The organism is Pseudomonas sp. GW821-FHT09E04 (assembly GCF_059416185.1).
The window spans coordinates 652,038-677,542 of sequence record NZ_JBWKOR010000004.1 but is presented as its reverse complement, the minus strand read 5'-3'; the positions used below and the strand labels follow the sequence as shown (position 1 = coordinate 677,542).

The following is a 25,505-nucleotide window of genomic DNA, read 5'->3' as shown; positions in this document are numbered from 1 at the left end:
CATGTGTGGAATTGTCGGCGCGGTAGCTGAACGTAATATCACCGCCATCCTGGTCGAAGGCCTCAAGCGCCTCGAATACCGGGGTTATGACAGTGCCGGTGTGGCGGTGTACACCAATGACGGCACGCTGGAACGCACCCGTCGCGTGGGCAAGGTCAGTGAACTGGACGCAGCCCTGGCGGAACATCCGCTGATTGGCCGTCTCGGTATCGCCCACACCCGCTGGGCAACCCATGGCGCGCCGAGCGAGCGCAATGCCCACCCACATTTCTCCGGCAACGTCGCGGTGGTGCACAACGGCATCATCGAAAATCATGAAGCGCTGCGTGAGCAACTCAAGGCGCAGGGTTACGTGTTCTCTTCCGACACCGATACCGAAGTCATCGCCCACCTGCTGACTGAAAAACTCAAGGCGCTGCCGGACCTTTCCGACGCCCTGAAGGCGACGGTCAAGGAACTGCATGGCGCCTACGGTCTGGCGGTTATCCACGCGCTGCAACCGGATCGCCTGGTCGCGGCTCGCAGCGGCAGCCCGCTGGTGATCGGTCTGGGCCTGGGCGAAAACTTCCTCGCTTCCGACCAACTGGCCCTGCGTCAGGTCACCGACCGTTTCATGTACCTGGAAGAGGGCGATATCGCCGAAATCCAGCGTGACAAGGTGCAGATCTGGGACGTGACCGGCAAAGCCGTCGAGCGCCAGACCGTGCAGTACACCGACGGTGCCGAAGCCGCCGACAAAGGCGAGTTCCGCCACTACATGCTCAAGGAAATCCACGAGCAGCCATCCGTGGTGCAACGCACGCTGGAAGGTCGATTGAGCTCGGATCAGGTGCTGGTGCAGGCGTTCGGCCCGCAGGCCGCCGAACTGTTCGCCAAGGTGCGCAATGTGCAGATCGTGGCGTGCGGCACCAGTTATCACGCCGGTATGGTTGCCCGTTACTGGCTCGAAGAGCTGGCGGGGATTCCGTGTCAGGTCGAAGTTGCCAGTGAGTTCCGCTACCGCAAGGTGGTGGTGCAGCCGGATACACTGTTCGTCACCATCTCCCAGTCCGGCGAAACCGCCGACACCCTGGCCGCCCTGCGCAACGCCAAGGAGCTGGGTTTCCTCGGCAGCCTGGCAATCTGCAACGTCGGCATCAGTTCGCTGGTGCGCGAATCCGACCTGACCCTGCTGACCCAGGCCGGTCGCGAAATCGGCGTGGCCTCGACCAAGGCGTTCACCACGCAACTGGTCGGCCTGCTGCTGCTGACCCTGTCCTTGGGTCAGGTCCGCGGCACTCTGGAAAAAGGCGTTGAAGCCCGACTGGTCGAAGAATTGCGTCGCCTGCCAACTCGCTTGGGTGAAGCGCTGGCCATGGACAGCACCGTGGAAAAAATCGCCGAACTGTTCGCCGACAAGAACCACACCCTGTTCCTCGGTCGTGGTGCGCAATACCCGGTAGCGATGGAAGGGGCGCTGAAGCTCAAGGAAATCTCTTACATCCACGCTGAAGCCTATCCGGCCGGCGAACTGAAGCATGGCCCGCTGGCACTTGTGGATAACGACATGCCGGTGGTCACCGTGGCGCCGAACAACGAACTGCTCGAGAAGCTCAAGTCCAACCTGCAGGAAGTCCGTGCACGTGGCGGCGAACTGATCGTGTTCGCTGACGAAAAGGCCGGTATGACCAACGGCGAAGGCACCCACGTGGTGCAGATGCCACACATCCACGACATCCTGTCGCCGATCCTCTACACCATCCCGCTGCAACTGCTGTCGTACTACGTCGCTGTGCTCAAAGGCACCGACGTGGACCAGCCGCGCAACCTGGCGAAGTCGGTGACGGTGGAATAAGTTATCCACAAGGGTAACCCGTAATAAACGGTCACAGCCTGGAGGCCCATTGGGGCCTCCAGGCTGTGGCATGTTCCCCACTTTTTGTTACCGAACACCCCAGCAAGGCGCAACGCCACGCTTCTGTAACAGTCTCCCGCCGCTCAAAACACTCCCTGTAAAAAAACTGAAATACGCCGCAACCCTTGATTTTGGCGCTCTCCAGCCATGTCTGCGGTTCTTGTTGGATAGCTTCTCAGCAAGTTGGCCGTTCAATTGCATATGCTTGTATGTACAAGTAAAGACGTATGCATACGAGTTGAACGAAACTCCGCATCACGTCCACTGATTCGCTTGTCGCGCCAAGGGGCGCACAAGCCGCTTGCCCATCGCCAGGGTTGGTTTGAATTGATCGCTGAGGAGTCTTTTTCGTGACTGACAATAAGCCTACAAAATATCGTGACGTCGAAATCCGTGCATCGCGCGGCAACAAGCTGACCGCCAAGAGCTGGCTGACCGAAGCGCCGCTGCGCATGCTGATGAACAACCTCGACCCGGAAGTGGCCGAGAACCCGAAAGAACTGGTGGTTTACGGTGGCATCGGCCGCGCTGCGCGCAACTGGGAGTGCTACGACAAGATCGTCGAAAGCCTGACCAACCTGAACGACGACGAAACCCTGCTGGTGCAGTCCGGCAAACCGGTCGGCGTGTTCAAGACCCACAGCAATGCGCCGCGCGTACTGATCGCCAACTCCAACCTGGTGCCGCACTGGGCGACCTGGGAACACTTCAACGAACTCGACGCCAAGGGCCTGGCCATGTACGGCCAGATGACCGCCGGCAGCTGGATCTACATCGGCAGCCAGGGCATCGTCCAGGGCACCTACGAAACCTTCGTCGAAGCCGGTCGCCAGCATTACAACTCCAACCTGAAGGGCCGCTGGGTCCTGACCGCCGGCCTCGGCGGCATGGGTGGCGCTCAGCCGCTGGCCGCGACCCTGGCCGGTGCCTGCTCGCTGAACATTGAATGCCAGCAGGTGAGCATCGATTTCCGCCTGAAAAGCCGTTACGTCGACGAGCAGGCCAAAGACCTCGACGACGCCCTGGCACGCATCACCAAATACACCAAAGAAGGCAAGGCGATCTCCATCGCCCTGCTGGGCAACGCCGCGGAAATCCTCCCGGAACTGGTCCGTCGCGGCGTGCGCCCGGACATGGTCACCGACCAGACCAGCGCCCACGACCCGCTCAACGGCTACCTGCCGGCCGGCTGGACCTGGGACGAATACCGCGCCCGCGCCAAGACCGAACCGGCCGCTGTGATCAAGGCCGCCAAGCAATCGATGGCCGTCCACGTCAAAGCCATGCTGGACTTCCAGAAACAAGGCATCCCGACCTTCGACTACGGCAACAACATCCGCCAGATGGCTCAGGAAGAGGGCGTGGAAAACGCTTTCGACTTCCCGGGTTTCGTCCCGGCCTACATCCGTCCGCTGTTCTGCCGTGGCATCGGCCCGTTCCGCTGGGCGGCGCTGTCGGGTGATCCGCAGGACATCTACAAGACCGACGCCAAGGTCAAGGAACTGATCCCGGACGACGCGCACCTGCACAACTGGCTGGACATGGCCCGCGAGCGCATCAGCTTCCAGGGTCTGCCGGCGCGGATCTGCTGGGTCGGCCTGGGCCAGCGCGCCAAGCTCGGCCTGGCGTTCAACGAAATGGTCCGTCGTGGCGAGCTGTCGGCACCGATCGTGATCGGTCGCGATCACCTCGACTCCGGCTCGGTCTCCAGCCCGAACCGCGAAACCGAATCGATGCAGGACGGCTCCGATGCAGTGTCCGACTGGCCACTGCTCAACGCCCTGCTGAACACCGCGAGCGGCGCGACCTGGGTGTCGTTGCACCACGGTGGCGGCGTCGGCATGGGCTTCTCGCAGCACTCGGGCATGGTGATCGTCTGTGACGGTACGGATGAGGCGGCCGAGCGTATCGCTCGCGTGCTGCACAACGACCCGGGCACCGGTGTGATGCGACACGCCGACGCCGGTTACCAGATCGCCATCGACTGCGCCAAGGAGCAGGGCTTGAACCTGCCAATGATTACTTCGGTTAAAGGAGCCTGAACATGACTGCACTGAACCTGATCCCTGGCCAACTGAGCCTGTCCCAACTGCGTGACGTCTACCAGAACCCGGTCAAGCTGACCCTCGACAACAGCGCCTCGGCGCAGATCGAAGCCAGCGTCGCCTGCGTCGAGCAGATCCTCGCCGAGAACCGCACCGCTTACGGCATCAACACCGGTTTCGGCCTGCTGGCCTCGACCCGCATCGCCAGCGAAGACCTGGAAAACCTCCAGCGCTCGCTGGTGCTGTCCCATGCCGCTGGCGTTGGTCAGCCGATCAGCGATGAGCTGGTGCGTTTGATCATGGTGCTCAAGGTCAACAGCCTGAGCCGTGGTTTCTCCGGCATCCGCCGCGTGGTGATCGATGCGCTGATCGCCCTGATCAATGCCGAGGTTTACCCGCACATTCCGTTGAAAGGTTCGGTCGGCGCATCCGGTGACCTGGCACCGCTGGCGCACATGTCGCTGGTACTGCTGGGCGAAGGCAATGCGCGCTACAAGGGCGAGTGGATGGAAGCGACCGAAGCGCTGAAAGTCGCCGGTCTGACCCCGCTGACACTGGCGGCGAAGGAAGGCCTGGCGCTGCTCAACGGTACTCAGGTCTCTACCGCATTCGCGCTGCGCGGCCTGTTCGAAGGTGAAGACCTGTTTGCCGGTGCACTGGCGCTGGGCGGCCTTACAGTTGAAGCGGTATTGGGCTCGCGCTCGCCGTTCGACGCGCGTATCCACGCTGCCCGTGGCCAGAAAGGCCAGATCGACGCCGCTGCCGCTTACCGCGATCTGCTGGGCGAGCGCAGTGAAGTCTCCGACTCGCACCAGAACTGCGAAAAGGTTCAGGATCCGTACTCGCTGCGCTGCCAGCCGCAAGTCATGGGCGCGTGCCTGACCCAGTTCCGTCAGGCCGCCGAAGCGCTGGCTGTCGAAGCCAACGCGGTGTCCGACAACCCGTTGGTATTCGCCGCTGAAGGCGACGTGATTTCCGGCGGCAACTTCCACGCCGAACCCGTCGCCATGGCTGCTGACAACATGGCCCTGGCCATTGCAGAAATAGGCTCCCTGAGCGAGCGTCGCATCTCGCTGATGATGGACAAGCACATGTCGCAACTGCCGCCGTTCCTGGTGGCCAATGGCGGCGTGAACTCCGGTTTCATGATTGCCCAGGTGACGGCTGCCGCACTGGCCAGCGAGAACAAGGCACTGGCCCATCCGCATTCGGTGGACAGTCTGCCGACTTCCGCCAACCAGGAAGACCACGTGTCGATGGCCCCGGCTGCCGGCAAGCGTCTGTGGGAAATGGCCGAGAACACTCGCGGGATTCTCGCGGTGGAATGGCTGGCGGCGGCGCAGGGTCTGGACCTGCGCAACGGCCTGAAGACCTCGACCAAACTGGAAAAGGCCCGGGGGATTCTGCGTCGCGAAGTGCCGTTCTACGAGAAGGACCGCTTCTTCGCGCCGGACATCAATGCAGCGACTGAGCTGCTGGCTTCGCGGACTCTGAATGAGTTGGTTCCGGCGAACTTGCTGCCGAGTCTGTAAGTGCCTCATCGCCAACAGGCTGTCTTCCACTCTGCGTGGAGGCCGGCCTGTTGGCGTTTCGATTTTTGCGTCGAATAACAATAAATAAGGACGAAAAATGCAGCAGCCAGCAAAAGGTTTGAAACGCGGGCTTTCGGCCCGACACATTCGCTTCATGGCCCTGGGATCCGCGATCGGTACCGGGTTGTTCTACGGTTCTGCCTCGGCCATCCAGATGGCCGGTCCTGCCGTTCTGCTCGCTTACCTGATTGGTGGCGCGGCGGTGTTCATGGTCATGCGCGCCTTGGGCGAGATGGCGGTACACAACCCGGTCGCCGGCTCGTTCGGGCATTACGCGAGCACCTATCTCGGCCCGATGGCGGGCTTCATCCTCGGTTGGACCTACGCGTTCGAAATGGTCATCGTCGGCATGGCCGATGTGACGGCGTTCGGCATCTACATGGGCTTCTGGTTTCCGGAAGTCTCGCGCTGGATCTGGGTGCTGGGCATCGTTTCGGTGGTCGGCGGCCTGAACCTGTGCAACGTCAAAGTCTTCGGTGAAATGGAGTTCTGGCTGTCGTTGCTCAAGGTCGCGGCTATCGTCGCGATGATCCTCGGCGGCTTCGGCATCATGTTGTTCGGCATCAGCACCGCCCCCGGTCAGGCGACCGATATCAGCAACCTGTGGACCCAGGGCGGTTTCATGCCCAATGGCATAGGTGGCCTGATCGCCTCGTTTGCGGTGGTGATGTTTGCCTTCGGTGGTATCGAAATCATCGGTGTGACTGCCGGTGAAGCCAAGGACCCGCACCGTGTGCTGCCCAAGGCGATCAACGCCGTGCCGCTGCGCATCCTGCTGTTCTATGTGCTGACGATGCTGGTGCTGATGTCGATCTTCCCGTGGCAGCAGATTGGCAGCCAGGGCAGCCCGTTCGTGCAGATTTTTGACCACCTGGGCATCAGCTCGGCGGCCACGATTCTGAACATTGTGGTGATCTCGGCGGCGGTGTCGGCCATCAACAGCGACATTTTCGGTGCGGGCCGCATGATGTACGGCCTGGCTCAGCAAGGGCATGCGCCGAAAGGCTTCGCTCAGCTGTCACGCAATGGCGTGCCGTGGCTGACGGTGATTGTGATGAGCTGCGCGCTGCTGCTGGGCGTGTTGCTGAACTACCTGATCCCGGAAAACGTGTTCCTGCTGATCGCTTCCATCGCGACCTTCGCCACGGTGTGGGTCTGGCTGATGATTCTGTTCACCCAGGTGGCCATGCGTCGTTCCATGACGGCCGAGCAGGTGGCGCAACTGAAATTCCCGGTACCGTTCTGGCCGTACGCACCGATGGCGGCGATTGCCTTCATGCTGTTCGTGTTCGGCGTGCTGGGTTACTTCCCGGACACCCAGGCAGCGCTGATCGTCGGCGTGGTCTGGATCGTGTTGCTGGTGCTGGCTTATCTGACGTGGGTCAAACCGGCGGCCGGGCAGGCTGCGCGGGTGACCAGCGATCAGCCGGTTTCTCAGCCTTGATCTGATCGAAGGGGGCGCCCGGGATATACCGGCGCCCCCTTCACGCATCACTTCTTCGGCGATTTGCTGCCGTTGGGGATGTGCAGGTAAGACATCACGCTTTCGGTCAGCTCGGTCGCCAGTTTGACCGCTTCCTTGTTGCGCGCCATTACGCCCGCGACCAGTCCCTCGATCAACGCCAGCATGGCCACGTTGGAGCTGGTCAGCACCGGATGATCGCAGGGTGCAAACAGCACATGCTCGGCAATGCTGGTGAGCGGCGAGGCCGGTGAGTCGGTGATCGCCAGTACCGACGCGCCGCGTTGGTTGGCGAATCGGGCGAGTTGCAGGGTGTCGAGGGAATAACGCGGCAGGGAAATCGCCAGCAACACATCCTGATCGGTGATCGCGGCCAGTCGATACGCGGCGTTTTCGTTGCCGCCCTCCATGCTGATGGCGGTAGCGTCGGCGCAGAACGGCATCAGGGTCGAGGCGGCGAGGCCGGCGAAGTAGACGCTGTTGCCGAACCCGAGGATGTAGATCTTGCGCGCAGTGGTCAGCCGGGTGACGAACGCTTCGAAGGCCTCGGCGTGGTTGTTGGTCGCCGCCGTGGCCAGGTTGCTGCTGGCGCTCTCGATCTGTTCATGCAGGCCGAACGCTCCGCCCGGACGATGAGCCAGTTCATTGCGCAGCTTGTCGACCGGCGACACCATCTGCTGCAACGTCGCTACCAGTTCAGCCCTCATGCCCATGTAGCCACCGAGGTCCATCGCCTTGGCCAGTCGGTTGACGGCGGCGGGCGAGGTCGATGTTTCGTGGGCCATTTCCTCGATCGTCAGCGTCGCGGCTTTCAGCGGATGACGCAGGATGAAGTCAGCCACCTTGCGCAGCGACGGCGGCAGATCGGCAACGATTTCCGCCAGTTTGCGCATGACCGGTGCGGCGTAGACCGTGGTGTCTTTCGATGGGCTGGGCATATCCGGATCAACAGTTCCTGAAAGTGAGAGAAGGGCTGCTCCTGACAAGGTTGGCTGGAGTGTATCCGAAGCCAACCGTTGCAGGACAACGCCGGGCGAAGCGGGCGGGCTTACTTCAGGCTCCCGGCCAGAAACTGCTGGAGGCGTTCTGACTGCGGATTGACCAGCACTTCACGTGGATCCCCGCGCTCCTCGACCAGCCCTTTGTGCAGGAACACCAGTTGATTAGAGACCTCACGGGCGAAGCCCATTTCGTGGGTCACGACCACCATGGTGCGCCCCTCCTGGGCGAGGTCCTGCATGACCCGCAGCACTTCGCCCACCAGTTCGGGATCGAGCGCCGAAGTCGGCTCGTCGAACAGCATCACTTCCGGCTCCATGGCCAGTGCGCGGGCAATTGCTACGCGCTGCTGTTCGCCACCCGACATGTGGGCGGGCCAGGCATCCTTGCGATGCGCCACGCCGACTTTGTTCAAGTAGTGCTCGGCTTTTTCCCGGGCCTCTTTCTTTCCCACGCCCAGTACATGCACCGGGGCTTCCATGACGTTTTCCAGGGCGCTCATGTGCGACCACAGGTTGAAGTGCTGAAACACCATCGACAACCGTGAACGCATGCGTTGCAACTGTCGGGGTTCGGCAGCCTTGAGTCCGCCCAGTTTATTCGCCACCAGTTTCAGCGGTTCGCCATTGAGCACAATGCTGCCGGCGTTGGGTTGTTCCAGCAGGTTGATGCAACGCAGGAAGGTGCTTTTGCCTGACCCGCTGGAGCCAATGATGCTGATCACATCGCCAGCCTGGGCCTGCAGGGACACGCCCTTGAGCACCTGGTGGGCGCCGTAGCTTTTGTGCAGGTCCTGAATTTCAAGTTTGTACATGGTGTGAACTCTCTGGCATCAGTCGCTGAGCAAGCGGCCTTGGCGAATAGGGGTGAAACCGGCGACCTTGGCCAGCCACAGACCGGGTTGGGCAAAGCGCAGGCGTTCGCGGGCATAGAGCACGCCGTCGGTGCAGGCGCGGACGATGCTGTGACGGTCGTTGAGCGGATCATGGACTTCGAAAAGAGGATCGCCGACCTTGACCCGCGCCCCCAGCGGTTGCAGGAAACTGACCACGCCCGGGTGCGGCGCACAGGCGTACTGCGCGCCGGCGAACGGCATCGCCTCGCAACGACTCGACGGCGCTGGCGGCCATTCACCGCTGATCAACCCCTGTTCGGCGAGGTAGCCGAGAATAGCTTGCGCGCTGTCGATGCATTGATCGCGTTCGGTGTCGGCCATGCCGCGCAATTCGATGGTGGTCGCCGCGCACGCCAAGGGAATGTTGGCTTCCGGGAACAGCTCGGTCAGGCGCAGCCACGGCACCGCGCAAGCCTCGTCGAAAGCGCTGCCGCCAGCGTCTTCGGCCAGCAACGTGACCTCGGCACCCAGGCGTGCGGCCAATGAATGCAGGCGTCCCCAGTGTTGCGGCATGGTGTAGAGCAACATCACCGACTCGAAATCGCAGTGCAGGTCGAGCACCACATCGGCGTCACAGGCATGTTGCAGCAACAGGCGACGCAGGCCATCGAGTTCCGAGGCCGGTGGCGGCATGTCGGCGAGGGTGTCGATCAAGGCGCGGCGGATCAGCGCGATGTTGGCGTCGGCGTCATCGCCCAACCGGCCTTTGAGCAACGGCGCCACGGCTTCGGCCAGCTCCGGGAAGTCGCGATTGAAGTTCTTGCCGCTGGCGAACTCGAAGCGACCTTGATGGGTGGCCTGGAACATCTGGGCGATGCCGATCGGGTTGGCCATCGGCACCAGTTCGATCACGCCGTTCAGGCGACCCTGTGCTTCCAGTTCCAGCAGGCGGCGCTTGAGCTCGACGGCCACGCGCATCCCCGGCAGCTCGTCGGCATGCAGGGAGGCCTGGATGTACGCCTTGCGCGGGCCGGCGCCAAACCGGAACACCGACAGTGTCCGTTCGGTGCCCGAAGCGCTCCACGGCAACAGGTATTGAATCTTTTCCATGTCAGCTCCTTAGTGCTTGCGCGGTGCCAGGTAGGCCAGCCAGCGGCGTTCGGCCAGCTTGAACAGGCGCACCAGAATGAATGTCAGGGCGAGGTAGACGAGGCCGGCGGTGATGAACGCTTCGAACGGCATATAGAACCGCGAGCTCACCGTGCGTGCCGCGCCGGTGATATCCACCAGCGTGACGATGGAGGCCAGGCTGGTGGTTTGCAGCATCATCAACACTTCGTTGCTGTACTGCGGCAATGCCCGGCGCAAGGCTGAGGGCAGCAAGATGCGGCGGTACAAGGTCAGGCGGGACATGCCCATTGCCCGGGCGGCTTCGATTTCGCCGTGAGACGTGGACTTCAGGCTGCCCGCCAGCAACTCCGCGCTGTAGGCACTGGTATTGATGGCGAACGCCAGGCAGGCACAGAACGTGGCGCTGGAGAGGTAAGGCCAGAGCACGCTTTGACGTACCGATTCGAACTGCGCCAGGCCGTAATAGATCAGGAACAGTTGCACCAGCATCGGCGTGCCGCGAATCACGTAGGTGTAGAGCCACGCCGGGAAGCTGAGCAGCGGCGAGCGCGACACTCGCATCAGCGCCAGCGGAACCGCCAGGACCAGCCCCAGGCTCAGGGAAATGAGCAGGACTTTGAGGGTCAACAAGGCGCCGTCGAAATACAGCGGCAGGTTTTCCCAGATCAGGTTGTAGTCGAGAATCATCGGCAGGTTCTCCTCACAACTCGGCGGCTTTGATGCCGACCGAATAGTGTTTTTCCAGAGCGCGCAGCACCAGCAGCGACACGCTGGTGAGCATCAGGTACAGCGCCGCCACCGCGATGAAAAACGTGAACGGCTCGTGGGTGGCGTCGGCGGCGTTCTTGGCCTTGAACATCATGTCCTGCAGGCCGATGACCGAAATCAGCGCGGTGGATTTGGTCAGCACCAGCCAGTTGTTGGTGAACCCCGGAATGGCGAAGCGAATCATCTGCGGCACCAGAATCCGCCAGAACACTTGCGTGCCGCGCATGCCATAGGCCGCACCGGCTTCCGCCTGACCTTTGGGGATGGCCATGAAGGCACCGCGAAAGGTTTCCGAGAGATAGGCACCAAAAATGAAGCCCATGGTGCAGACACCAGCGATGAAGGGATTGATGTCGATGTAGCGGGTGTAACCGCACGCCAGGGCGATGCGGTTCACCAGATCCTGGCCGCCATAGAAAATCAGCAGGATCAGCACCAGATCGGGAATGCCGCGAATCAGGGTCGTGTAGCCTTCCCCGAGCATGGCCAGCCATTTGAGCGGCGACAGGCGAAACGCCGCGCCGATCAGGCCCAGGGCAATGGCCAGCGACATGGAGGTCAGGGCCAGGTTGATGGTCAGCCAGGCACCATCGAGAATGCTCGATCCGTAGCCGTGGAGCATGATGAAGTTCCTCAAGCGTGCGCCCGAAAGCGCGCAAGACAAGCCCGAAGGGCGCCCGCAGCGGGCCGGCGCCGGGCGGAGGCGACGGTTTATTCGCCGTAGATATCGAAGGCGAAATACTTGCCCATCACTTGCTGGTATTTGCCGTTGGCACGGATGGCGTCGATCGCCGCGTTCAGGCGCGCTGTGTTGGCGACGTCCCCCTTGCGCACCGCGATCCCGGCACCACGGCCGAAGTATTTCGGGTCGTTGATATCCGGCCCGGTCAGTGCGAAACCTTGTCCGGCCGGTGTCTTGATGAAGCTTTCGTCGGTGTTGACGATGTCGGCGAGGGTAGCGTCCAGGCGACCCGAGGCAAGGTCGAGGAAGGCTTCGTTCTGTGAGCCGTAGCGCACCACGACGACGCCGGCCTTTTCCAGTTGCTCGGTGGCAAACCGGTCATAGGTCGATGAGCGTTGCACGCCGAGTTTCTTGCCCTTGAGGTCCACCAGCGGGTCGTTGATCACGCTGCCGGCCTTCATCGCGAACTTGCCCGGCGTGTGGTAGTACTTTTTGCTGAAGTCGACCGACTTCATCCGGTCTTCGGTGATCGACATCGACGACAGCACGGCGTCGATCTTGCGCACCTTGAGTGACGGAATCATGCCGTCGAACTCCTGAATGACCCACTCGCACTTGACCTTCATCTCTTCGCACAAGGCGTTGCCGATGTCGTAGTCGAACCCGCTGACATTGCCTTCCGGCGTTTTGTAGGAAAAGGGTGGGTAGGCGGCTTCGATACCGATACGCAGGCTGTCTTCATCGGCATGGGCCATGAAGCTGAATGCGCACAGCGCCAGAGCACCTAGAAGTTCTGTCTTGTTCATTTTGTCGACTCCTGGGAGGGCGTTAGGAAAACAGGTGCCCGCCATCCGGGGTGGCGCGCTGGATCATTCCTGTGATCGGCGAGGCTATAAATGACACGAAATAAATCATTCATCAATACAACTGAAAATAAAAATATCAATTCTGGATCGGCGGTCGTTCGGCCATGCCCGTTGAGGATCGGGTACTGCCTATAATGCGAGGCGGTTTTTCATCCACTTCGGGGACACCATGGATCGCTTCCAGGAAATGCAGGTTTTCGCGGCCGTTGCTCAGGAGCAGGGCTTTTCCGCGGCGGCGCGGCGCTTGGGTCTGTCGGCGGCCAGCATCACCCGGGCGGTGGCGGCGCTGGAGCAGCGGATCGGTACGCAATTGCTGATTCGCACCACCCGCAGCGTGCATCTGAGCGAGGCGGGCCAGCGTTACCTGGAAGACTGTCGGAGGATTCTTGCCGAGGTGCAGGAAGCGGAAGACTCCGCCGCCGGCAGCCACACCCAGCCCCGTGGGCAATTGACGGTGACCGCGCCAGTGCTGTTCGGCGAGCTGTTTGTCACACCGGTGATGGCGGGTTATCTGACGCAGTACCCGGACGTTTCCATCAACGCCTTGCTGCTGGATCGCGTGGTGAGCATGGTCGAGGAAGGGGTCGATGTGGCGATCCGCATCGGTGACTTGCCGGACAGCAACCAGCATGCGATCCGGGTCGGTGAGGTGCGCCGGGTGATTTGCGGCTCGCCTGGGTATTTTGCCGTTCACGGTCGGCCAACCCATCCACAGGCGTTGGCGGGCGCGCCGGTGGTGGCGACTTCGGCCATCGGCCAACTGCGCAGTTGGCCATTTCTGGAGGACGGTGAACCCTTGAGCGTCAGGCCCGAGCCTCGGCTGGTGGTCACCGCCAATCAGGCCGCGATTGCGGCCGCTTGCCTGGGGCTTGGATTGACCCGGGTGCTGTCTTATCAGGTTGCCGGCAAGATCGCCTCCGGTGAGCTGGAAATCGTTCTCGCCGAGTACGAGTTGCCGCCGCTGCCAATCCACGTGGTGTATCAGGGCGGGCGCAAGGCGCCGGCCCGGGTGCGCAGTTTTGTCGATTACACCGTGAACGCCTTGCGTGAGCATCCGGCCCTGAAAAACGCAGCGTTATTTCATCCAGAGAAATAATGGATTGCGTTTGCTGGTGATTCTGTTGTTTTCGCGATAGGTGGAAGATGACTGCCACGGCCGCCGACCCTCCTGAGCGGCACCTAAGCCCTGCGGAGTCGACCATGCAAGCGATCAAACTCTACAACTTCCCGCGTTCCGGCCACGCCCACCGGGTCGAGCTGATGCTGTCCCTGTTGCAACTGCCGACCGAACTGATCTTCGTCGATCTGGCCAAGGGCGAGCACAAACAACCCGACTACCTGGCGATCAACAGCTTCGGGCAAGTGCCGGCCATTGATGACAACGGCGTGGTGCTGGCCGACTCCAATGCGATTCTGGTGTATCTGGCGCAGAAGTACGGCAACGGTCGTTGGCTGCCGAGCGACCCGGTCGGCGCGGCGCGCGTCCAGCGTTGGCTGTCGGCAGCGGCCGGACCGATTGCCTTTGGTCCGGCGGCGGCGCGGCTGGTTACGGTGTTCGGGGCGAAACTCAACGCCGATGAAGCGATCACCCGTGCGCACAACCTGCTGAAGGTGATGGATCTGGAACTGGGCAAGACCCCGTATCTGGTCGGAAACGAGCCGACCATCGCCGACGTCTCGGCCTACAGCTACATCGCCCATGCGCCGGAAGGCAATGTGTCGCTGGACGACTATGCCAACGTGCGCGCCTGGCTGGCGCGGGTTGAAGCATTGCCCGGTTTCATCGGCATGCCACGTACCGTCGCCGGTCTGCAAACCAGCGCCTGAGGTTCACCATCCAGACTGCGCCGCTGGCGTGGGGGAGAGGTCGTCATGGAACGTTCACCCTGGCACGCCGGCGAGCGACAACTGCAAGCGCAGGTCGGCGTTGCCGAGCGCATGGAGGAATTCGGTCGTAAGGTGATTCGCACCTGGATGCCGGATCAGCACCGTCAGTTCTATCAGCAATTACCCTTCATGTTGTACGGCGCGGTGGATGCCGATGGCCGTCCCTGGGCCAGTGTGCTGGAGGGCGAGCCGGGTTTCGCTCATTCTCCCGAGCCAACGCAATTGCACTTCGACAGTCTGCCCGCCGCCGATGATCCGGCGCAGTTACAGGCTGGCGCGGCGATCGGCCTGCTCGGCATCGAGCTGCACACCCGTCGGCGCAATCGCCTCAACGGCCACATCGGCAACCTTGGGGCTACGGGTTTCGATTTGACGGTCGATCAGTCCTTCGGCAACTGCCCGCAGTACATTCAGTTGCGCCAGTTCCAGCGAGTGCCGCTGGCAGACCCGCAAACCCGGCGTGCCGAGCATTTCGATGGGCTCGATGACGCGGCGGTCGCGCTGATCGAAACGGCCGACACCTTCTTCGTCGCCAGTTATGTCGATGTCGACGGCGAGCGTTCGGTGGATGTTTCGCACCGTGGCGGCCAGGCCGGTTTCGTGCGGGTGGAAGGCAATCGCCTGACCATCCCGGATTTTGCCGGCAACCTGCACTTCAACACTCTCGGCAACCTGCTGCTCAATCCCCGGGCTGGCTTGCTGTTCATCGACTTTTCCACAGGTGATCTGTTGCAGCTCAGCGGCCGTACCGAGGTCATTCTCGACGGGCCGCAGATCGCAGCCTTCCAGGGCGCCGAGCGGTTGTGGACGTTCGATGTGGAAAAAGCGGTGCGGCGTCCGGGCGCGTTGGCCCTGCGCTGGCGCTTCGACGGCATGTCGCCGACCAGTCTGCTGACCGGCACCTGGGCCCAGGCCGAAGCACGTTTGCAGGCCCAGGCTCTGGGTGACAGCTGGCGGCCGCTGCGGGTGGCGCGGATTGAAGCGCAGAGCCAGCACATCCGTTCGTTCTACCTCGAACCCGTGGATGGGGCCGGCTTGCCGGTGTTTCAGGCCGGGCAACATCTGCCGCTGCGCTTCAATCTCGATGGCGAGGTGTTCATTCGCACTTACAGTCTGTCGGGTGCGCCGTCGGATGATTTCTTCCGGATCAGCGTAAAGCGTGAAGGGCGGATATCGACGCATCTGCACGATCAGGTGCGCGTCGGTGATGTGCTGGAGGCGCGCTCGCCCCAAGGGCATTTCACCGTGGCGCCGCTGGAGCGTCGGCCCTTGGTGCTGCTGGCGGCCGGGGTCGGGATCACGCCGTTGCTGTCGATGCTGCGTGAGGTGGTGTATCAGGGCCTGCGCACCCGGCGGATTCGTCCGACCTGGCTGATCCAGAGTTCTCGCAGTCTTGCCGACCAACCGTTTCGCGCGGAGCTGGACCGCTTGTTGGAGGACGCCGGCGATGCGGTGCGGGTGTTGCGCCTGCTCAGCCAGCCGGAGCCCGATCTGGTGGAAGGCGAGGATTACGACCTGCACGGGCGCATCGACGGCTCATTGCTGAGGAACCTGCTGGACGTCGAGGACTTCGATCAGATCGACTTTGTGCTTTGCGGCCCCGGCGGCTTTACCCAAGGCCTTTACGACAGCCTGCGTGAACTGGACGTGCGTGACGACCAGATCCACGCCGAAACCTTTGGCCCCTCGACCCTCAAGCGGCAGGCCGATCCGGACGCCATCGTGATCGAACAATTGCCGGCTGCCACCACCTCGGTGCCGGTGGTCTTCGAGCGTTCGGCCAAGGAAGCGCGGTGGCAGCCCGATGGCGGCAGTCTGCTGGAGCTGGCGGAAAGTCGTGGCTTGCGTCCCGAGTTCAGCTGTCGCGGAGGTTCATGTGGTACCTGCAAGACGCGGCTGATCAGCGGTGCGGTGAATTATCCACAACCTCCGGCCGAAGTGCCGGAGGAAGGACAAGTGCTGATCTGTTGTGCAGTGCCGGCGCAAAGTGCCCAGCCGCTGGTGCTGGATCTGTAGAGGATCAGGCGTAGGACAGCGCCTTTTCCTCCAGCAATTCCTGATACAGCGCTGTCCACTTGCGACCCATTTCGTCGGCTGTGAATAACTGTCGGTAACGGGCTTCAGCCTTGACGCCCATTTCAGCGGCTCGGGTCGGGTTTTCCCACAGGGTGCGCATCGCTTCGCGAAACGCCTGTGGATGACTTGGCGGCACGACCAGCCCGGTTTCGTTGTGGATATTGATGTAACTGGTGCCGGTGCCGATCTCGCTGGAGATCATCGGCTTGCCGTACATCGCGCCTTCCAGCAGCGAAATGCCGAACGCTTCCGAGCGCAGATGCGACGGGAAGACAATGGCGTAGCTCAATTGCAGCAGGGCGACCTTGTCTTCATCGCTCAGGCGTCCGAGGAAGTGGATATTGCGCAGCCCCAGCGCAGCGGCCTGGGCGTGCAGTTCCTGCTCCAGCGGGCCGGCACCGACGATCACCACCGGGTAGTCCACGTCTTTCAAGGCTTCGAGCAGGATGTGCAGGCCCTTGTAGTAGCGCATCACCCCGACGAACAGGAAAAACTTATCCCCAAGCTGCAGGCGCCAGCGGTTCATGCGCTCGACGTCGGGTTGTGGATAACCGGCCTTGTTCAAGCCGTAGGGGATGACGCGGGTCTTGTCCTGGAACTGCTGCAACACATCGCTGGTGTGCAGGTAGTTCGGCGAGGCCGCGACAATCCGGTCGGCGCTGGCGAGGAAACGGTTCATCAGCGGCCGGTAGAGTTTGAGCAGGTTCTTCTGGCGAATGATGTCCGAGTGGTAGGTCACCACACTCGGTTTGTTCACACCGCTGGCGAAATGCACCAGGTCCATGAACGGCCACGGGAAGTGATAGTTGATCACGTCGGCTTCGGCGGCCAGTTCGCGAAACTGTTTGAACACGCTCCAGGAAAACCCGGTGGAAGCGAACTGGATATCGAGCCTGGCCCGATGCACTTCGTGTTGGCCCAGTTGCAGCACCGCCGGTTCGGGATTGGCGCTGAGGGTCAGCACCTGGCCTTCGATACCATGCTGGGCGCCGCTTTCGCAGAGCTGGAAGATCACTTGCTCGATGCCGCCGACCGAGTCAGGCAGGTACGTCTTGAAAAAATGAAGAACTCGCATTCAACCTCCCAAAGCCTGGCGGTAGGCGCCGGCCGTGGCCTGCGCGCAACGCTTCCAGGAAAAAAGCCGTGCCTGCTGCAATCCGGCTTCTCGGCATGCCTGCCAATGCACTTGATCGTCGATCAGGTGGCTCAGCGCATCGCGCAAGCCTTCTGCATCGTCAGCTTCAATATAGTTGCCGGCGGCACCCGCGACTTCCGGCATCGCCGAAGAGCGGGTGACCACCACGGGCGTGCCACTGGCCATCGCTTCCAGCACCGGCAGGCCAAAACCTTCGTACAACGAAGGAAAAACCAGCGCCCGGGCACCCGCCAGCAATTGCGCCACCTGCTCATCCGGCAAGTAGCCGAGCAGGCACACATGACCGCTGGCCAAGGCCTGACGCAATTCGTCACTGAACTGCTCACGCTGCCAGCCGGCCATGCCGACGATCAACAGCGGGAAGCGTTGGCGCACGGTTTCGGGCAATAGCGCGTGGGCACGCAGGGCCAGGCCCAGGTTCTTGCGCGGCTCCAGGGTGCCGACACACAGGAAATACTCCCGCGCCTCCACGGCATGCGCCTTGAGCACCGCGTCGATGGCTTGCGGCTCGCGCGGATGAAAGCGCTCGGCGACACCCAGGGGCGCCACCACGAAGCGTTCGGCGGGCAGTCCGAAATAGTCTTGGGCTTCGTCGGCGATGGCTTGCGAGTCGGTCAGAATCACCCGCGCCTGCCGGATGCCGTCGGCCAGCCGCCGCTCGATTTCCTTTAGTCGTGCCTGCGGCTGGGTGTCCGGGAAATGCAGGTGCGTCAGGTCGTGCAGGGTGATCACGGTCGGGCCGTCGAAGGCCAGCGGCCACAGGCTCGGTTCGTGGTAAAGGTCGATGTCGGGCGTGCGGCCCTGATCGAAGCGTTTCTGCTCCAGCCAGCGGCGGGCCTGATAGGCGCCGGGGATCTTGCGCAGCATTGGGGTCAGGCGCGAGTAACCGGGCATTGCCGCTTCCGGCAACTGCGAACTCCAGCCCCAGCCGTGGAACAGCGCCACGTCGATATCGGTCTCGGTGTGCAGGGCGTTCACCAGTTCGGCGACGTAGTGGCCGATTCCGGTGCGCGGTGCCTGGAGAATCCGCGCGTTAAGGGCTATGCGCATGGGACCTCGCTTGCGCCGCGGGCGCATGCAGCACGTGGCGTGCGGTGCGTTCGGCCAGTTGCTGACTGGCTTCGCGCCAGCCGATCCATTGCCAGTCGGCCACATTGCGGGCAGCGGGGAATTGGCCGCTGCGCTCGAAGGCGATCACCAGGTCGGCGAGGCATTGCGGGTCCTGCAAATCGAAATAGGCCATGAACTCGCCGCCGATCTCACGGAACACCGCGATATCGCTGCCCATCGCCGGCAATCCGCGCTGCATGGCTTCCACCAGCGGCAGGCCGAAGCCTTCGACGAACGACGGGAACACCAATGCGCTGGAATGGGCATACGCGTGTTCCAGGCTGGTGTCGCTCAGGTCGTTGAACATGAACAGGCGCCGGTTCAGTTCGCCGTGGTTGCGCACCCGGGCGAGCAGGGCGTCGCACTTCCAGCCGATGCGTCCGGCGATGCACAGCCGAGCATTCGAACCGGCCGCCCAGGCACGTTCGAAAGCATCCAGCAGATAGTCGTGGTTCTTGCGCGGCTCGATGGTGCTGACCATCAGGAACATCGGCTCCGGTGTGGCGAACAGACGTTCCAGGCGCGGCTCGACGGCGGCCTCGACGCTCTGCAGATCCAGCTCCGACCCGAGGTGGAAATAGTCGAACCAGCGTTTTTCGACCTGTGCCGAACCGAGGCGGCGCTGCACTTCCTCATGAACCTGATCGCGCACCGTGGCGGAAATCGCCAGGTAGCCATCGGCGGTGCGGGTAATCCAGTCGAACCATTCGCTGAAAACCTGCACCAGCCGCGTGTCGTAAAACTGCGGGTGGGTCAGGGGAATCAGATCGTAGATCACCGCAACGATGCCCACGCCTTCGCGTTTGAGCCGTTCGGCATGCAGGAAAAAGTCCGAGTGCCAGGACGAATCCAGCAACACCAGGTGATCGCCCGGCCGGTGTTGCAAAGGCTCGCAGCGCTGGGGCAACTGAAAGCGGTTGACCTGCTCGACCAGCCGCAACGGAATGCCGAACAGGCCGAACGACGCCAGGCGATAGCTGACGTATAGCGCACGTCGTGTCAGTTGGGTCCGGCAACGACTGTCGAGGCGCTGATGCAGTTGCCAGAAACGATGGGCCAGCCGCTCCAGGCGCTCGCCAAACGTGACGACGGCGTTGAGCAGCGGCGAATCCAGTGGCGCCAGACGTGTCACGCGGTACAGCTTGCCCTTGAGCAAGACAACCGGCACGCACTCGACACCTTCGGCGCTCGGCGGCAATTGCTTGATGACGTTGCGCACCACCCGCTGAATCCCAGAATTGATTTTCGGGTGCCGGAACACGTGGGTGCATTCGACCAGCAGCCGGGTCATGGCGCGCGCTCTGTCAGAGCAGCACCGGCATTGCGGGTTATCGAGGCCTTGGCGTTGAGCCACGAGCCACCGACAAAATCCTCCTGGCGGCCGTTGATCACATGAAACACCAAGCCATAGTCGCGCCACTCGAAGTTTCGATCCAGATGGGAGTCCAGGCGCGAAAGACTCAGCGATACCGAGTAATTGCCCTTACCCAGTCCCATCACGAAGGCAAAGCGATAGGTGAAGCGCTCTCCGGCGTGCAGGTCCGTCAGTGCCTTGTCGAGGCGATGGGTATTGATGCCATACATCATCATGCCCAGGCGATCCTTGATCAGGAAGCCGAGCACCAGTCGTTCAATGTCGCTGCGTACTTCGACCTGCACTTCCAGCACCACCGGCTGACCGACCTCGACAGCATCGATGGAACGCTCCTGTTCATCCAGCAGGCGCACCCCGAGAATGACGGCCTCACCGGTGCCGGACACGGTCCGCACTTCGCCGCCGGTGAGTTTTTCCTGACGCACGACCTGGCCTTCGCGTTCGGCCATCACGGCGTTGTAATAATCGAGTACCACTTCCGGTTTGTCGTACATGGCCATGTGGCCGTCCTTGAGCAGGATGGCCGAGTCGCAGATCGACTGGATCGCAAAGCGGTCGTGGGACACGATCAGCAATGTGGTGCCCGCCTTGCGGAAGCTGCGAATGCGGTCGAAGCTCTTGTGCTGGAAGTAGGAGTCACCCACCGACAGGGCTTCGTCGACGATCAGGATATCCGGTCGCCGTGCGGTGGCGACGCTGAAGGCCAGGCGCATCTGCATGCCGCTGGAATAGGTGCGGACGGGATGGTCGATGGCCTCGCCGATTTCTGCGAAATGTTCGATGTCGGGCATCAACGCTTCGATTTCGTCGACCTGCATGCCCAGCAGCTGCCCGGCCATGATCGCATTCTGGCGGCCGGTAAAGTCCGGGTGAAACCCCATGCCCAACTCCAGCAATGCGGCGACGCGACCTTCAGTCTCGATCTTGCCGCAGGTGGGTTGGGTGGTGCCGGTGATCATCTTCAGCAACGTGCTTTTACCCGCACCGTTGGCGCCGACGATGCCCACCGCCTCACCGGGGGCGATTTCGAAAGCGACATCCTGCAACACCCAATGCTGGCTGTGGCGCAGGGGGGAAAACGGGATCAGCCATTCCGCCAGGCGACTCCAGCGTGTCGGATACTGTTTGTAAGCCTTGCCCAGGCCGGTTACGCGGATATGCCCCATCAGAGTTCATCCACCATTTCACCGACGCGCCTGCGAAACAGGCGCAGGCCGATCAGGCACATCACCAGCGCGGCAATGAACACCGGCAGCAGGGAGTTCCAGACGGGCCACTGCCCGTACAGGAACAGGTTCTGATAGCTGCCGATCAGGTTGGTCAACGGGTTGAGTTGCAGCAGGCGCTGGACCCACTCCGGGAGGATGCTCATCGGGTACACGATCGGCGTCAGCCAGAACCAGAACTGCAGGCAGATGGCGAAGAGCTGGCCGACATCGCGAAAGAACACGTTCAATACGCCGAGAACCATGCCCAGCCCTGCGCAGAACATCATCTGCAGCGCAATCAGGGGGATCAGCGCCAGCAGTGCCATGCCCGGCCAGCGCCCGGTGATCAGCAGAAACCCGAGGAACAGGCCGATGATGATGGCAAAGTTGATCGCCGCGTTGCAGAGCACAATCACCGGCAGGCAGATTCTGGGGAAGCTGATTTTCTTCAGCAGGTTGGCGTTGTCCAGAAACATATTCTGGCTTCGCAGGGTGATTTCGGAAAACAGCCCCCATGCCAGCAGACCGGCGCAGAGGTAAATGCTGTAGGCCATGCTGTCATCCACGCCCGGCAAGCGAGCGCGCATGATGTGGGAAAAGATCACGGTGTAAACGATGATCATCGACAGCGGATTGAACACGGGCCACAAGGCCCCCAGCAGTGAATTGCGATACCGCGATTGAAACTCTCGCTGCACGCTGCCGAGAATGAACCCTCGATAGTCATGCAGCGAGCGGTACAGGGAAAACAGCATTTAAACCGTCCTGCCGTATTGGTCTTCGAAGCGGACGATGTCGTCCTCTCCCAGGTATTCGCCACTTTGCACTTCGATGATCACCAGGTCGATCACGCCCGGGTTTTCCAGACGATGCTTGTGCCCGGCGGCGATGAACGTCGATTCGTTCTTGGCCACCAGCGTCGTGCCACTGCCGTTGTTGGTGACCTTGGCCATGCCTTCGACCACCACCCAGTGTTCGTTGCGGTGATGGTGCATCTGCAACGACAACTTGCCGCCAGGCTTGACCACGATGCGCTTGATCTTGAAGCGCGGGCCCTCCTCGAGCACGGTGTAGGTGCCCCACGGACGGCTGACCGTGCGATGCAGGCGATAGGCTTCGTGGGACTTGTCCTTGAGCTGTTTGGCCACCCGCCGTACATCCTGCGCACGGTCGGCGTGGGCCACCAGCACGGCGTCGGCGGTGTCGATGACGATCAGGTCTTCCACACCCACGGCGGCCACCAACCGGCCTTCGCTTTGAACGAAATTGTTGCGGCTGTCGATGAAGATCGCTTCGCCGCTGGCGCGGTTGTTGTCGGCGTCGGCCGGCACCAGCGCCGCGACGGCGCCCCAGGAACCGATATCGCTCCAGTCGAAACTGGCGGGTACGACCACGACTTTTTCCGAGCGCTCCATCAACGCGTAGTCGATGGAGATGTCAGTGATCTCGGCGAACAGCGCCGGTGACAGTTCCTGTTGCAGGTAACCGGTGGTCTCCAGCGGCTCGCTTGCCGCCATGCAGGTGCGGGTCTGTTCGAGCAGTTCCGGAGCGTGCAGTTGCAGTTCGGCGATCAGCGTTGCAATGGAGAAACAGAACATCCCCGAGTTCCACAGGAAATTGCCGCTTTCCAGGTAGTGGGTGGCGGTTTGCAGGTCGGGTTTCTCCACGAAACGCTGCACTTTGGCCGCGCCCCTGGCATCCAGCGGCGCACCGGTCTCGATGTAGCCGAAGCCGGTTTCCGGGGCGGTCGGCACCACGCCGAAGGTCACCAGATAACCGTCCTTCGCCAGATTGACCGCGTGTTCGACCGCACTCTTGAGCGCGTCTTCGTTGACGATCAAGTGGTCGGCGGGCATCACCACCATGATCGCCTCGTCGCCGTGCAGGGCTTGCAGTGCCAGCGCCGCAGCCGCGATGGCCGGGGCGGTGTTGCGCCCGGTGGGCTCAAGCAAAAAGTGCCCGCGATGCCGGGACAGGCGCGCGGCCTGATAGTGATCCTTGCTCTGGAAGTAGTACTCGCGGTTGGTCACCGTGACGATGTCGCCCCAGCCGTCCAGCAGACCGGCGGCACGCCGATAGGTCTTGCCCAGCAGCGACTGGCCGTCGGGCAGGGTCATGAACGGTTTCGGGTGGCCCTCGCGGGACACCGGCCACAAACGGGTACCGGCACCGCCGGACAGAATCACGGGGATCAGCATGGCCTACTCCTTGGCGACGCGTTTCATGTCCGCATCCATCATCATGCGGATCAGGGTGTCGAGGTCGGTTTTCGGTTTCCAGCCCAGCACGCGCTGGGCCTTGGCCGGATTGCCGAGCAGCACTTCGACTTCGGCCGGGCGGAAGAACGCCGGGTCGATCTTCACGTAGTCGCGGTAGTTGAGACCCACGTGATCGAAGGCAATGTGGCACATCTCGCGCACGGTGGTGGTCACCCCGGTGGCGACCACGAAGTCGTCAGGCTTGTCCTGTTGCAGCATCAGCCACATGGCCTCGACGTAATCGCCGGCAAACCCCCAGTCACGCTTGGCGTCGATGTTGCCCAGGGCCAGTTCCTGCTGTTTGCCCTGCTTGATCCGGGCGGCCGCGTCGGTGACCTTGCGGGTCACGAATTCGATGCCGCGCAGTGGCGATTCATGGTTGAACAGGATGCCGCTGCTGGCGTGCAGGTTGAAACTTTCACGGTAGTTGACGGTGATCCAGTGGCCATAGAGTTTGGCCACGCCGTACGGGCTGCGCGGGTAGAACGGGGTGTTCTCGTCCTGTTGCTCGGCCTGGATCAGACCGAACATTTCGCTGGTGGACGCCTGGTAGAAGCGCGTGTGCGGGCTGAACTGGCGGATGGCTTCAAGCAGGTGAGTCACGCCCAGGCCATCGACGATGCCGGTGGTCACCGGTTGATCCCAGGACGCAGCGACGAAGCTTTGTGCGGCGAGGTTATAGACCTCGTCCGGCGCCGACTTGATGACCGCGCGCTGCACCGAGCAGGCGTCGGCCATGTCGCCGTCCAGGTACACGATGTCGGCTTCAACGCCCATTTCCCGCAGGCGCCAGCGCGAGTCGCTGCTGCGCCGCGCCACCAGGCCGTGAACCTTGTAACCCTTGTCGAGCAGCAGTCTGGCCAGATACGCGCCGTCCTGGCCGGTGATCCCTGTGATCAATGCACTTTTTGTCATTCTTGTCGTACTCGCTTCTCCCAGTCGGACAGGATCGCCCGCAGGGATTGTTGTATAGAGATTTGCGGCGTCCATCCTGTGGTCCGAGCGAGCCGTTGATGGCTGCCGCAGACACGACGCTGATCCGCGCGGCGCATGCGCGCGGGGTCCTGAACCAGTTGCAGCTCGACCTCGGCCAGGTCGCCCATCTGCTCGATGAGGCTGCGGATGCTTTGCTCATGGCCCGAACAAATGTTGTAGACCTGTCCCGGCGTGCCTTTTTCCAGCAGCGCGAAATAGGCCGAAACCACGTCGTCGACGTCGAGGAAGTCCCGGGTGACATCGATGTCGCCAACTTCCAGTTGCGGCGCTTGCAGCCCCTGCTTGATGCGGTTGATCTGCCGCGCGGCGCTGGCGATGACGAAGCTGTCTTTCTGCCCGGTGCCGATGTGGTTGAACGGACGCGCCACCAGCACTGGCCAGCCTTCGCTCAGGCCCCATTGCAGGCTGAGGAATTCGGCGGACAGTTTGCTCACTGCGTAGGGATTGCGCGGGCAGGGCGGCTGTTGCTCGGTGATCGGCAGTGCGGATTCGTCGACCTGACCGTACACGTCGCCGGAACTGACATACAGAAACGGGCCCTTGAAGCCTCTGGCCTTGAGCGCCTGCAACAGGTTCAGGGTGCCGAGCAGATTGATGTCGAAGGTGCGGGCCGGATCGCGGAACGCTTCGGGGACGAATGTCTGACCGGCCAGGTGAATCACGGCGTCAGGCAATTGCGGCCAGAGGTCGATGAGGCTTTGCGGGTCCGTCAGGTCGAAGGGTGAAGCGGCAGGCAGCAGTTCCCACACCGAGTCATCGAGCATCAGGCGCGACTGGATATGTTGTCCCACGAACCCACTGAGGCCCGTGATGAACAGACGTTTTTTCAAACAGCGACCCCTTGGTCTTTAACTTTCACCTCTTCCCACAGGCTTTGAGGGGATGTCTGTCAGACCGGGAGAAAATTCCGGTCGCAAGACGGGTGAAGTCGTTGTTGTAGTTGTTTGGTTGCCAATCTGTGCCAATTGCTCGGCAATTTCAACCGACCAAACCGTGACCGGTCAGTTCTCGTCAGCGTAGCCCGGTTTTTCTCGCCGGGCGGTTCACGAATCCTGAACGGATGTGTTTAGAATGCCCCTCGTCGCGGTTTCCCGAGCGTTGCCCAAGTGGTTGCGCAATACGGTGAAACTGACCACTAAAACAAGAACGACGACGTGCTTCGGAC

At 62.0% G+C, this 25,505-nt stretch carries 21 protein-coding genes; 7 read left to right on the top strand and 14 right to left on the bottom strand.

All coding sequences use genetic code 11. The annotated features are described in order from the left end of the window. Nucleotide 1 precedes the first annotated feature (1 nt). The 4 genes from glmS to AC07N4_RS18140 all read left to right on the top strand — a co-directional run bounded on the left by glmS (nucleotide 2) and on the right by AC07N4_RS18140 (nucleotide 6,975). Complete coding sequence (glmS, locus tag AC07N4_RS18155) at nucleotides 2–1,834, top strand: glutamine--fructose-6-phosphate transaminase (isomerizing) (RefSeq protein ID WP_096822374.1); 1,833 nt, start codon at nucleotides 2–4, stop codon at nucleotides 1,832–1,834. 410 nt (nucleotides 1,835–2,244) lie between these two features. Then, nucleotides 2,245–3,936: a urocanate hydratase gene (gene hutU, locus AC07N4_RS18150; protein WP_493065571.1), complete on the top strand. Its 1,692-nt coding sequence runs from the start codon at nucleotides 2,245–2,247 to the stop codon at nucleotides 3,934–3,936. 2 nt (nucleotides 3,937–3,938) lie between these two features. Then, a complete protein-coding gene (gene hutH / locus AC07N4_RS18145; protein ID WP_493065572.1) occupies nucleotides 3,939–5,471 on the top strand; it encodes a histidine ammonia-lyase in 1,533 nt (510 codons plus the stop codon). A 97-nt stretch (nucleotides 5,472–5,568) separates the two neighbouring features. Next, nucleotides 5,569–6,975 carry an amino acid permease gene (locus tag AC07N4_RS18140; RefSeq protein WP_102622638.1) on the top strand — a complete coding sequence of 469 codons (1,407 nt, stop codon included), beginning with the start codon at nucleotides 5,569–5,571 and terminating at the stop codon, nucleotides 6,973–6,975. Between the two features lie 47 nt (nucleotides 6,976–7,022). Here the strand turns inward: AC07N4_RS18140 and AC07N4_RS18135 are convergent, their stop codons facing one another. The 6 genes from AC07N4_RS18135 to AC07N4_RS18110 all read right to left on the bottom strand — a co-directional run bounded on the left by AC07N4_RS18135 (nucleotide 7,023) and on the right by AC07N4_RS18110 (nucleotide 12,214). Continuing rightward, nucleotides 7,023–7,931: a MurR/RpiR family transcriptional regulator gene (locus AC07N4_RS18135; protein WP_096817037.1), complete on the bottom strand. Its 909-nt coding sequence runs from the start codon at nucleotides 7,929–7,931 to the stop codon at nucleotides 7,023–7,025. Nucleotides 7,932–8,041: 110 nt separating this feature from the next. Beyond that, complete coding sequence (locus AC07N4_RS18130) at nucleotides 8,042–8,806, bottom strand: ABC transporter ATP-binding protein (protein ID WP_096817039.1); 765 nt, start codon at nucleotides 8,804–8,806, stop codon at nucleotides 8,042–8,044. Between the two features lie 18 nt (nucleotides 8,807–8,824). Continuing rightward, a complete protein-coding gene (locus AC07N4_RS18125) occupies nucleotides 8,825–9,937 on the bottom strand; it encodes a succinylglutamate desuccinylase/aspartoacylase family protein (protein WP_273538026.1) in 1,113 nt (370 codons plus the stop codon). Between the two features lie 9 nt (nucleotides 9,938–9,946). Further along, a complete protein-coding gene (locus AC07N4_RS18120; RefSeq protein WP_096817043.1) occupies nucleotides 9,947–10,645 on the bottom strand; it encodes an ABC transporter permease in 699 nt (232 codons plus the stop codon). A 13-nt stretch (nucleotides 10,646–10,658) separates the two neighbouring features. Beyond that, nucleotides 10,659–11,348, bottom strand: a complete 690-nt coding sequence (locus AC07N4_RS18115) for an ABC transporter permease (RefSeq protein ID WP_096817045.1) — start codon at nucleotides 11,346–11,348, stop codon at nucleotides 10,659–10,661. Between the two features lie 89 nt (nucleotides 11,349–11,437). Further along, the gene (locus tag AC07N4_RS18110) at nucleotides 11,438–12,214 is read right to left on the bottom strand and encodes an ABC transporter substrate-binding protein (RefSeq protein ID WP_102622634.1); all 777 of its coding nucleotides are present in this window, start codon (nucleotides 12,212–12,214) and stop codon (nucleotides 11,438–11,440) included. A 229-nt stretch (nucleotides 12,215–12,443) separates the two neighbouring features. Between AC07N4_RS18110 and AC07N4_RS18105 the strand changes: the two genes are divergently transcribed. The 3 genes from AC07N4_RS18105 to AC07N4_RS18095 all read left to right on the top strand — a co-directional run bounded on the left by AC07N4_RS18105 (nucleotide 12,444) and on the right by AC07N4_RS18095 (nucleotide 16,177). Then, a complete protein-coding gene (locus AC07N4_RS18105; protein ID WP_102622633.1) occupies nucleotides 12,444–13,370 on the top strand; it encodes a LysR family transcriptional regulator in 927 nt (308 codons plus the stop codon). A gap of 104 nt (nucleotides 13,371–13,474) precedes the next feature. Continuing rightward, nucleotides 13,475–14,101: a glutathione S-transferase family protein gene (locus AC07N4_RS18100; protein ID WP_192559373.1), complete on the top strand. Its 627-nt coding sequence runs from the start codon at nucleotides 13,475–13,477 to the stop codon at nucleotides 14,099–14,101. Nucleotides 14,102–14,146: 45 nt separating this feature from the next. Continuing rightward, nucleotides 14,147–16,177, top strand: coding sequence for a 2Fe-2S iron-sulfur cluster-binding protein (locus AC07N4_RS18095; protein WP_273538023.1), 2,031 nt, complete (start codon nucleotides 14,147–14,149; stop codon nucleotides 16,175–16,177). Between the two features lie 4 nt (nucleotides 16,178–16,181). On the opposite strand, the gene AC07N4_RS18090 is transcribed toward AC07N4_RS18095, so the two are convergent. From AC07N4_RS18090 to AC07N4_RS18055, 8 genes are read right to left on the bottom strand one after another with little or no spacing between them, the layout of a single operon-like run. Continuing rightward, entirely contained in the window at nucleotides 16,182–17,312 is a 1,131-nt protein-coding gene (locus tag AC07N4_RS18090) for a glycosyltransferase family 4 protein (RefSeq protein WP_493065573.1), read from the bottom strand. Further along, entirely contained in the window at nucleotides 17,313–18,443 is a 1,131-nt protein-coding gene (locus AC07N4_RS18085; protein WP_493065574.1) for a glycosyltransferase family 4 protein, read from the bottom strand. After that, a complete protein-coding gene (locus tag AC07N4_RS18080; protein WP_096817056.1) occupies nucleotides 18,427–19,794 on the bottom strand; it encodes a glycosyltransferase family 4 protein in 1,368 nt (455 codons plus the stop codon). The genes AC07N4_RS18085 and AC07N4_RS18080 overlap by 17 nt, the downstream gene beginning before the upstream one ends. Continuing rightward, the gene (locus AC07N4_RS18075; RefSeq protein WP_096817058.1) at nucleotides 19,791–21,044 is read right to left on the bottom strand and encodes an ABC transporter ATP-binding protein; all 1,254 of its coding nucleotides are present in this window, start codon (nucleotides 21,042–21,044) and stop codon (nucleotides 19,791–19,793) included. The genes AC07N4_RS18080 and AC07N4_RS18075 overlap by 4 nt, the downstream gene beginning before the upstream one ends. Then, nucleotides 21,044–21,841: an ABC transporter permease gene (locus AC07N4_RS18070; RefSeq protein ID WP_096817060.1), complete on the bottom strand. Its 798-nt coding sequence runs from the start codon at nucleotides 21,839–21,841 to the stop codon at nucleotides 21,044–21,046. The genes AC07N4_RS18075 and AC07N4_RS18070 overlap by 1 nt, the downstream gene beginning before the upstream one ends. After that, a complete protein-coding gene (locus AC07N4_RS18065; protein ID WP_096817061.1) occupies nucleotides 21,842–23,284 on the bottom strand; it encodes a mannose-1-phosphate guanylyltransferase/mannose-6-phosphate isomerase in 1,443 nt (480 codons plus the stop codon). It lies immediately after the preceding gene. Nucleotides 23,285–23,287: 3 nt separating this feature from the next. Further along, nucleotides 23,288–24,259 carry a GDP-mannose 4,6-dehydratase gene (gene gmd / locus AC07N4_RS18060; RefSeq protein ID WP_096817063.1) on the bottom strand — a complete coding sequence of 324 codons (972 nt, stop codon included), beginning with the start codon at nucleotides 24,257–24,259 and terminating at the stop codon, nucleotides 23,288–23,290. Next, nucleotides 24,256–25,170: a GDP-mannose 4,6-dehydratase gene (locus AC07N4_RS18055; protein ID WP_493065575.1), complete on the bottom strand. Its 915-nt coding sequence runs from the start codon at nucleotides 25,168–25,170 to the stop codon at nucleotides 24,256–24,258. The genes gmd and AC07N4_RS18055 overlap by 4 nt, the downstream gene beginning before the upstream one ends. Nucleotides 25,171–25,505 lie beyond the last annotated feature (335 nt).

Excerpts from the sequence above, each read along its gene's own strand:
- AC07N4_RS18095 (WP_273538023.1), top strand. The coding sequence starts at position 14,147 with ATGGAACGTTCACCCTGGCACGCCGGCGAGCGACAACTGCAAGCGCAG.
- AC07N4_RS18125 (WP_273538026.1), bottom strand. The coding sequence starts at position 9,937 with ATGGAAAAGATTCAATACCTGTTGCCGTGGAGCGCTTCGGGCACCGAA.
- hutH (WP_493065572.1), top strand. The coding sequence starts at position 3,939 with ATGACTGCACTGAACCTGATCCCTGGCCAACTGAGCCTGTCCCAACTG.
- AC07N4_RS18135 (WP_096817037.1), bottom strand. The coding sequence starts at position 7,931 with ATGCCCAGCCCATCGAAAGACACCACGGTCTACGCCGCACCGGTCATG.
- AC07N4_RS18075 (WP_096817058.1), bottom strand. The coding sequence starts at position 21,044 with ATGGGGCATATCCGCGTAACCGGCCTGGGCAAGGCTTACAAACAGTAT.
- AC07N4_RS18070 (WP_096817060.1), bottom strand. The coding sequence starts at position 21,841 with ATGCTGTTTTCCCTGTACCGCTCGCTGCATGACTATCGAGGGTTCATT.
- AC07N4_RS18080 (WP_096817056.1), bottom strand. The coding sequence starts at position 19,794 with ATGACCCGGCTGCTGGTCGAATGCACCCACGTGTTCCGGCACCCGAAA.
- AC07N4_RS18115 (WP_096817045.1), bottom strand. The coding sequence starts at position 11,348 with ATGCTCCACGGCTACGGATCGAGCATTCTCGATGGTGCCTGGCTGACC.
- AC07N4_RS18110 (WP_102622634.1), bottom strand. The coding sequence starts at position 12,214 with ATGAACAAGACAGAACTTCTAGGTGCTCTGGCGCTGTGCGCATTCAGC.
- AC07N4_RS18085 (WP_493065574.1), bottom strand. The coding sequence starts at position 18,443 with ATGCGCATAGCCCTTAACGCGCGGATTCTCCAGGCACCGCGCACCGGA.
- gmd (WP_096817063.1), bottom strand. The coding sequence starts at position 24,259 with ATGACAAAAAGTGCATTGATCACAGGGATCACCGGCCAGGACGGCGCG.
- AC07N4_RS18140 (WP_102622638.1), top strand. The coding sequence starts at position 5,569 with ATGCAGCAGCCAGCAAAAGGTTTGAAACGCGGGCTTTCGGCCCGACAC.
- glmS (WP_096822374.1), top strand. The coding sequence starts at position 2 with ATGTGTGGAATTGTCGGCGCGGTAGCTGAACGTAATATCACCGCCATC.
- AC07N4_RS18120 (WP_096817043.1), bottom strand. The coding sequence starts at position 10,645 with ATGATTCTCGACTACAACCTGATCTGGGAAAACCTGCCGCTGTATTTC.
- AC07N4_RS18105 (WP_102622633.1), top strand. The coding sequence starts at position 12,444 with ATGGATCGCTTCCAGGAAATGCAGGTTTTCGCGGCCGTTGCTCAGGAG.
- AC07N4_RS18130 (WP_096817039.1), bottom strand. The coding sequence starts at position 8,806 with ATGTACAAACTTGAAATTCAGGACCTGCACAAAAGCTACGGCGCCCAC.
- AC07N4_RS18090 (WP_493065573.1), bottom strand. The coding sequence starts at position 17,312 with ATGCGAGTTCTTCATTTTTTCAAGACGTACCTGCCTGACTCGGTCGGC.
- AC07N4_RS18100 (WP_192559373.1), top strand. The coding sequence starts at position 13,475 with ATGCAAGCGATCAAACTCTACAACTTCCCGCGTTCCGGCCACGCCCAC.
- AC07N4_RS18065 (WP_096817061.1), bottom strand. The coding sequence starts at position 23,284 with ATGCTGATCCCCGTGATTCTGTCCGGCGGTGCCGGTACCCGTTTGTGG.